At 67.8% G+C, this 3,300-nt stretch carries 4 protein-coding genes; 1 reads left to right on the top strand and 3 read right to left on the bottom strand.

Features of this window, described 5'->3' with window-relative positions; all coding sequences use genetic code 11:
• The first annotated feature begins 6 nt into the window (after window positions 1-6).
• Complete coding sequence (locus K8V11_RS08790) at window positions 7-987, top strand: alpha/beta hydrolase (RefSeq protein ID WP_303912886.1); 981 nt, start codon at window positions 7-9, stop codon at window positions 985-987.
• 2 nt (window positions 988-989) lie between these two features.
• Here the strand turns inward: K8V11_RS08790 and K8V11_RS08785 are convergent, their stop codons facing one another.
• The 3 genes from K8V11_RS08785 to K8V11_RS08775 form a co-directional block, all read right to left on the bottom strand.
• Complete coding sequence (locus K8V11_RS08785) at window positions 990-2,534, bottom strand: FAD-binding protein (protein WP_303912884.1); 1,545 nt, start codon at window positions 2,532-2,534, stop codon at window positions 990-992.
• 88 nt (window positions 2,535-2,622) lie between these two features.
• Window positions 2,623-2,994, bottom strand: a complete 372-nt coding sequence (locus K8V11_RS08780) for an SgcJ/EcaC family oxidoreductase (protein ID WP_303912881.1) — start codon at window positions 2,992-2,994, stop codon at window positions 2,623-2,625.
• Window positions 2,995-3,114: 120 nt separating this feature from the next.
• Window positions 3,115-3,300 (bottom strand): hypothetical protein (locus K8V11_RS08775; protein WP_303912879.1); only part of this gene is annotated, 186 nt, incomplete at its 5' end.

Genomic DNA, 3,300 nt, shown 5'->3' with positions numbered 1-3,300 from the left:
CACACCGTGCCGACTGATGAGAGGAACGAGCCCATGATCACCGACCCCGAGGTGGCCGCACTACTCGCGCTGGTCGAGGAGGGATATCCGCAGGTCGAGACGATGGATGCGGTCGACGTGCGCGCCGCGTTCAAGGCGCGACAGAAGCGCCCGGCCGAGCCGGTCGAGGTGGGCGGGGTGGAGAACACGGTCGTCCCCGCTGCCGAGTACGGCGCGGGTGACCACGAGATTCCCGTGCGCGTATACCGACCCGTCGGCTCTGCTCCCGGTTCGCCGGAACCGGTGCCGGTCGTGGTGTTCGCCCACGGCGGCGGATTCGTTTTTGGCGACCTCGACAGTCACGACGACTTCTGCCGACGTATGTGTCGGGGCCTCGGCGCGGTCGTGGTGGCGGTGCACTACCGACTGTCACCGGAACACCGCTACCCGGCGGCGCTCCACGACGTCCACACCGTGGCGCGGTGGGTGACGGACCGAGCCGACGAGCTCGGCGTCGATCCGTCGAGGTTGATGCTGGCGGGAGACAGCGCAGGCGGCAACCTCGCGGCGTGTGCGGCGGTGCTGGCGCGAGACACCGGCGGACCGGCCGTGCGCGCCCAGTTGCTGATATATCCGATGACGGTGCCCGAGCACCGCGGCGACTCGTACCGCCGGTTCGGCGAGGGCTACGCGAACACCGCCGCGGCCACCGACTGGTACTGGGAGCAGTACCTGCCGGCAGGCTCGTCCGGTGAGCCGAGCCCGTATCTCTCGCCGGTGACCGCCGACCTCGCCGGCCTGGCGCCGGTGGTGATGATCAGCGCGGAATGCGACCCGTTGCACGACGACGCCGAGGTGTACGCCGGCGCCCTCGAGCGTGCCGGCGTCCAGTGCTGGTACCGCAGTTACCCGAGCACCTTCCACGGCTTCGCCACCAACTCGGCGTTGTCCGTGGCGCGGCAGGCCCAGGAGGACATGTGGGAGCAGCTGCGAGCGCTGCTGTACTGACGCTACTCGTCGACCATGTCACGAACCGCCAGATGGCTGAACAGCATCGACGTGCCGATCGGGTTGCCGCCGCCGGGATAGGTGGTGCCGCTCGGTGCGGCCATGGTGTTCCCTGCGGCGTAGAGACCCGGGATGGCCGTGCCGGCGGAATCAAGCACGCGAGCGCGCGAATCCGTTCTCAGGCCGCCCTTGGTGCCCAGGTCGGAGATACCGAACGCCGCAGCATGGAACGGGCCGCGCGTGATGGCTGCCATGGGGAGTTCGCCACCCGAGAACGCGCGGTCGTAGGCTTCGTCGCCGCGGCCGAAATCCTCGTCGGAGCCTCTGTCGACCATCGAGTTGAAGCGCTCGACCGTGGCGACCAGAGCGTCAGCGGGCACGCCGATCTTCGTGGCGAGTTTGTCGAGGGTCTCCGCGGTGTGCCAGAGTCCGGCGGCGCGGTACTTCTCGGTCTCGTCGAACGAGACGTTGCTCGCCTTGATCGGCGGGATCTCACCCTCGGTGTCGTCGTAGATCATCCAGAACGGCAGTGACAGGGCGCCGTCGTCGAGCCGATCGATGACGGCCCGGCCGAGACGGTCATACGGGGCCGACTCGTTGACGAATCGCTCGCCGTTCTGATTGACGAAGATGCCACCGGTAAACCAGAGCGCGAACGCCGACCGGCCGTCGGGATGCGTGAGCCCCGGAGACCACCACGCCTGGTCCATGAGGTCGGTGTCCGCGCCAACGGCGATTCCTGCCCGGTGCGCCTTGCCGGTGTTGCTCCACGGGCCCATCGTGTCGCGCGCGAGGCCGGGGACGCCGTGACGCGCGCGCATCTCCTCGTTGCCCTCGAAGCCGCCCGCCGCGAGCAGGACTCCCTTGCGGGCGCGGATGGCCACGGTCTCGCCGCCGCGTTCGACGATAGCGCCGGTGACTCTGCCGTCCTCGGTGACCAGCTCGACGAGCGTGCTGTTCAGGCGGAGGGTCGCGTCCGGGTAAGCGGAGATGGCTTTGAGGAAACGCGCCACGAGAGCGCGGCCGCCGATGAAGAAGTCGTCGGGAGTGCTCGCGCCGAGCCGGTCCACATCCAGCGGTCCGCGCACGATGTCGCGCAGCTCCGGGGCTTCTGAAACCGGGAGCGGAGAGGGCATGGTGTGTCGCTGTCCATCGAGCCGCGCTCCCGGGGCTTTACCGAAGTAGTCGGGCCACGGCAGCATCTCGAACGCGAGATTGTCGTCCTTCTCGAGATACTCGATGAGTGGGGCGCCGCCCCTCACGTAGGTCTCCTGGAGTTCCTGCGGCGTGCGGTCTCCCACGACCGCCCTGTAGTAGGTGAGGGCGTCGTCGATGGTGTCGTCCGTGCCGGCGCGTTGGAGCACTGGATTGCACGGGAACCACATTCCGCCGCCGCCGGAGTAGGCGGTGGTGCCGCCGAACTTGTCGGAGGCTTCGAGGAGTAGCACGGAAAGCCCTTCACGGGCCGCCGTGTAGGTTCCCGACATTCCGCCGCCGCCGGAGCCGGCGACCACCACGTCGTATTCTTCCATCCAATTGACCGGCATCGATTCTCATTCCTCGTGATTTAGCGGACGCTGGGTAGATGGCCGCGGATGACCGTTCGTCATCTGCGGGAGTTCAGGCTGTTCTGGTTCAGGAACCGGTGGTCATGTCTTCCGGCGCCCAGAACGCGCGCATCGACGTGATCTGGCCGGTGTCGTCGAACGTCATGACGTCGATGGGTTCCACGACGTACGTCTGGTCTCCGGCTTCGGTGACCACACGGAAATGGAACGTCGCCTCCAGTCCGCACACGCGTGCCACGTGCAATGTCGTGGTGAGCTGAGCGTCTTCGAGACCCTTGTAGAACTCCTCGATCGCGGTTCGGCCCCGGTGCACGTCCGACCCGACGGGATCTTCGAGGGTCGCGTCCTCGGCGTACAGCGCAGCCACCTCGGCGGCCGAACCGTCGGCGACAGTCGCCAGATAGCGATCGATGACGTTCCTGATGTCGGGTGCGGGCATGCCTTCCTTTCTCAGTTGGGGCTGTCTCAGGTCGTCGGCGGCTCGGGGCACCGAACGATCTCGACGGGGAGGGGCCCGCACACAGCACCGTGTGCGGGGCGCCCGCCTCGCCAGCTCGACTCAGGTGCCGGCGAGCCGCTCCCGCGCCTCGATCAGCCCGTCGTCGAACGCGGCTCGGACGGCTCGCGTCAGGGATTCGCATCGTCCGGTGCCGAAGCGCTCCGGCTCGACGTCGAGCTCGGGACATCTGGCGTGCCCGTCAATCCACCGGGTGAGGGTGTGTTCTCGGGAGAACTTGGTGACCTC

The sequence above is a fragment of the Dietzia timorensis genome (genome assembly GCF_020742175.1).
GTDB lineage: Bacteria > Actinomycetota > Actinomycetes > Mycobacteriales > Mycobacteriaceae > Dietzia > Dietzia timorensis_A.
The sequence above is the reverse complement of the archived record's forward strand: the minus strand, read 5'-3'. Positions and strand labels throughout refer to the sequence as shown.

Excerpts from the sequence above, each read along its gene's own strand:
- K8V11_RS08785 (WP_303912884.1), bottom strand. The coding sequence starts at position 2,534 with ATGCCGGTCAATTGGATGGAAGAATACGACGTGGTGGTCGCCGGCTCC.
- K8V11_RS08780 (WP_303912881.1), bottom strand. The coding sequence starts at position 2,994 with ATGCCCGCACCCGACATCAGGAACGTCATCGATCGCTATCTGGCGACT.